General features: G+C 29.5%; 4 protein-coding genes and 1 pseudogene. 2 read left to right on the forward strand and 3 right to left on the reverse strand.

Annotated features, from left to right (window positions below; genetic code table 11):
• Positions 1-814: pseudogene (locus MV589_RS07140) on the reverse strand (glycosyl hydrolase); the annotation flags it as partial.
• Positions 815-851: 37 nt separating this feature from the next.
• Between MV589_RS07140 and MV589_RS07145 the strand changes: the two are divergent.
• Positions 852-1,817: a glycosyltransferase family 9 protein gene (locus MV589_RS07145; RefSeq protein WP_297433386.1), complete on the forward strand. Its 966-nt coding sequence runs from the start codon at positions 852-854 to the stop codon at positions 1,815-1,817.
• On the opposite strand, the gene MV589_RS07150 is transcribed toward MV589_RS07145, so the two are convergent.
• On the reverse strand, positions 1,803-2,558 hold the full coding sequence (locus tag MV589_RS07150; RefSeq protein ID WP_297433387.1) for a glycosyltransferase family 2 protein: 756 nt from the start codon (positions 2,556-2,558) through the stop codon (positions 1,803-1,805). The genes MV589_RS07145 and MV589_RS07150 overlap by 15 nt on opposite strands.
• Complete coding sequence (locus MV589_RS07155; protein ID WP_297433388.1) at positions 2,555-3,133, reverse strand: lipopolysaccharide kinase InaA family protein; 579 nt, start codon at positions 3,131-3,133, stop codon at positions 2,555-2,557. Before MV589_RS07155 ends, MV589_RS07150 begins: the two co-directional genes overlap by 4 nt.
• Positions 3,134-3,353: 220 nt before the next feature.
• On the opposite strand from MV589_RS07155, the gene MV589_RS07160 reads away from it, so the two are divergent.
• Positions 3,354-4,440 (forward strand): LTA synthase family protein (locus MV589_RS07160; protein ID WP_297433389.1); only part of this gene is annotated, 1,087 nt, incomplete at its 3' end.

A 4,440-nucleotide genomic window follows, 5' to 3' on the forward strand; every position in this document is an offset into this window, starting at 1 on the left:
TGATGGGCCAGTTTGTTTCTGTAATGTGTAGTTCCTGTTTTGTCTTTGGAGAGAGCCAGACCATTGTAGAGAGCAGAGCAATTTTATCGGAGAGCGCAAAGCCTAGTTGTGTGTTTTCTGGTGCGCCGCGTCTATCTACATATAATAGTGCAGAGATGCCGTCAAATTTGCATTTGCAAAAGTTAAAGAGTGTGTGGATTGTGTAATGAAATTCAAAGTCAATAACGCCGCTCCCTATAAGTTTGATGTCTGGGAACTCTTTTTGGCGTAAATCAAACGCAGTCTTATAGAAGTTAAGATACTCTCGTACAGAGAAAAATCCCCATTTGGCACGGTTGATGGTCGAGCCTATTTCAAAAATATCTACAAGATTGTGGAGCTGGTCAAATATTGTTTTAAAATTTTTTTGAGTTAGTTCTAAATCTTCTACATGTTCTCTATCTTGCAAAATTTTTAGTGTTATTTTTTTGTTACTGTTTTGTTCTGTGAAGCTTTTGAGTTGGGGAAGTTTGTTCATTTCCCAGAGTTTTAAACGCAGTAGAATATGCTGTACACCGAGTTCGTCTAACAGTGTCTGTGTCTCTTGCTGTTCTCTCTCAAAATCAACGCCGAGTGAAAAAAACTCTTGAGAATCTATCTCTTTTCTTCGTACGAATGGCATAGCAAGAAGTGAAAATGGAAGTAAAAAAAGAGCGAGTAAAAAAGTAGTAATGAGTGAATAGCGTTCTTTTAGACGCATACTTTTTTTCAATTCTTTATCTTTAAGTAGTGCTGGTTGGTCGGAGTAGTTATCCCATTCAAAAGGTTTTTTCATAAGGCGAATTATATCCTTTTTAAGGTAATATTTCTATATGAATATATTAGTTGTACGAACAGATAAGCTTGGAGATTTTATAACGGCATTACCTGCTATTTATATCTTAAAAAAATATGATGTAAACAATAAAATTATTGTGTTAGTTGCACCTATAAATAAAGAGTTGGCAGAGTCCTGTAATTTTATTGATGAGGTGATAGTTGATGATGGTAAAAGTTCTATTTTTTCACTAAGAAATAAATTGAGATCTGCAAAAATTAATCTTTCAATTACACTCTTTTCAAATACACGGGTAGCATTGGTTCAATTTTTAGCTGGTATTAAAGAGCGCTATGCACCAGCAACGAAGACAGCTCAAATTTTTTACAATCATAGAGTAAGACAGAGACGAAGTGAAGTGAAGATGGCAGAATTTGAGTATAACTTAGCTTTAGTACAAGAGGTAATTGGTGGTATTGATGTGAGTTATCCAAAGCCACTTTTAGAATTTTATGATGGTAAAATAATTTATGAACAATTTTGTAAAGATAATAAAATTACAAAAGAAGTTATAGCTTTTCATGTAGGTTTCGGTGGTTCATCTGATGCAAATTTAACTTTAGATGAGTATGAAACACTTATTTGTGATACTCTTGTATCGGAAAAATATGATGTGGTTCTAACATTTGGCCCTGATGAAATTGCTTTATGTGAGGAAATGCAAAAAAGATTACAAAATAAAAAAGTTGTTTTTTATCTTTCAAATAATGGCATTGTAGATTTTGCAAAGCTCATTAGTAATTTTAAACTTTTTGTATCCACTTCCACAGGAACTTATCATTTAGCTTCTTTGGTTGGGGTGCCAACAATGACATTTTTTGGAGATTCTAAGTTTGCAAGTGCTAGAAGATGGAAGGCTATAGGAGATGAAAATTTACAGAAACATTATATGCTTCCACGAGATACTATAAAAAGATTGGAGATATTTCAGAAGGTTAGAGAAGATTTACTTGTTATCTAATGAATCATTTTCTTGCATTTCTAACATTAAAGTATATTTCATATAGGCACTAAAAGAGGATATGACTGCAATATGTATCTCATTTATTCCATAAAAAATTCCTTTTTTTAATATTAGAGATTTAAATAGTGCGCCAAAACCATGAATAAAAGGATCCATTTTAGAAGCCTTTTTACCATCTTGATTAGCTAGTCTAGCACCTCTTTCAATAAATTTATAAGATGTCTTTATAACTTCTTCATAATTTTTATAAGAGTAATGAAGTATATGAGCATTCAAATCTTTTGCATATTTAGTTTGAACTTTTGCATGTCCTTCACTTGTAGAATAGTTGCATTTATTGTGATTGTAAAGACGGACTACTCTATCGGGATACCATTGTCTTATGAGTTTTTTACCAACAAATGTTTTTCTAGCAAATGAATATCCATCATATTTTGTTTTCTCAAAATTGATTTGTTTTATTTCATTAATTGCATCTAAATCTAATCTTTCATCTGCATCTAAACTTAATATCCAATCATTTTTTGCAAATTGAACACCAAAAGCTTTCTGCGGTCCATCGCCTAAGTATGGTTGAATAATTACTTTTGCTCCAAGTTCTTCTGCAATTTGTCTTGTTTTATCAGTACTTTGAGAATCTATAACTATGATTTCATCACACACTTCTTTAGCAGATAAAATAACATCTTTAATATTTTTTTCTTCATTTAAAGTGATTATAGTAGCTGTTATATTCATTTCCCAAATATCCCTTTTTTTATTTTTCTTCTTTTTTGGACAAAATCTTTTAATTTTTTATCATAAAAAATAATTTTATTAATACACTCTTCTTCATTATAACCACTTAATTTAGCATATTCTTTAGCAATAAATATAAGTGTATCTTCATCTAACCAAAGTTTATCAAAATTTTTCATTGCAAGATCAAGAGTTATTGTTTTTAATTCGAGTCTATTTATATCAACTATACTAAAATCATAACTATCTTCTTTTATAATTACAAGAGTATTCCCTGCAGAAAAATCTTTATGAAAAACTCCTTTTTGATGTAAATTATAAGTAAACCTTACAAATTCTTTAATTATTTTTTCTCTATTTTTAAGAGTTTTATTACGTAAAGGTTCTCTAATTGTAAAATTATATTCAACAAATTCAGAGACATAAAAACTCTCTTTAAATAGTTTATATCTGTAAAATTCTATGTAACCTATAGGTTTTGGAGTTGAAATACTTAGTTTAATAAGTTCTATAGCATTTAAATATGATTTTTTTGCTTTGCTATTTCTTATATATGCATAGACAATTTGATTCATAAAATTTGGAATTTTAAAAGCCTTGACAACATACTTTTTATTTTCATAAGAGATGACTTTTAATTGATTTCGTGCTTGATGAATGTTATGGTCGCTTTTTTGAAAATACTCTTTTATATTAAGAAGAAAATTCTCATATTTTTTGTTAATTACTTGATATTTGAACAAAATTTAACCTATTTTTTAATATAATTAGAATTATACCAATAAAAGGTTACTTATGCGTTTTTTAAAGCTTTACTTTACAGTTTTTTGTTTAACTTATATAATATTGATTGTGACAAAGTTTATTTTTCTTGCAACTCTTAGCTCTCTTTTTGAACCTTACTCCTTATTTGAGAAGATCTATGCAATTTTTTGGGGATATCGTTTTGATTTTGCTGTTAGTGGAACTATGGCATTTTTAGCCACACTGTTTGATTTTAAAAGTAAATTCTTTGCTTTTGTTTCTGCTCTTTTAATCGTGTTTGTATTTTTGGCACAGATTGGAGATATGTTCTATTTTACAGAAGCATCTAGACATGTGGGTTATGAGATTAGTGATATTTTTACAGATTCATTTTCTTTGTTGATGACAGCATTATCTCAACATACTTTAACTTCTTTTTTAGCTTTTATTGCTGCGGTAATGTTATTCATCTTTATAGATAAAAAATTATCTATGTATAAAAGTGAAAATATCAATAAAGCATATTTGATAAAAAAATTATTTTTGATAGCTTTAACTATTTTCTTTATTCGTGGTATGTGGCAACGAATTCCACTGAATCCCTGGCAGGCAAATCAAATTGGTGATACTAGACTTGCGAGTCTTTCAATAAATGGGGTATATAATATGGTTTTTTCACTTGCTACTCAAAATAAAAAAATAAAACCAATAAAATTACCTAAAATAGATAATTCAGAAATTCATAAAGTATTTAATACTCTCTACGCTGATAATAATACTACTACATTTAAAATGAGTATCGCAAATAAAAGACCAAATGTAATCTTTTTCTTTTTAGAGAGTTGGAGTGCAACATTCTTAAAGCCATATGGGTTTAAAAAGGCGGAAGCTACACCTAATTTTGATAGGATTTTAAAAAAATCGCTTCGACCTAAGTTTATGGTCGCCAATGGGCATAGAACAACGGAGGGAATGTTTGCTACACTCGTATCATTTCAAAATCCTTTAGGGAAATCTGTTGCAAAAACACAATTACAAGATTTTCATTACTATTCTATAATTGATGAGTTTAATAAACGAGGATATAAGAGTGGATTTTTTCAAGGAACTTATAAAGAAACAAGTGGGACAGGAAGTA

This window comes from Sulfurimonas sp. (genome assembly GCF_026991475.1).
Lineage (GTDB): Bacteria > Campylobacterota > Campylobacteria > Campylobacterales > Sulfurimonadaceae > Sulfurimonas.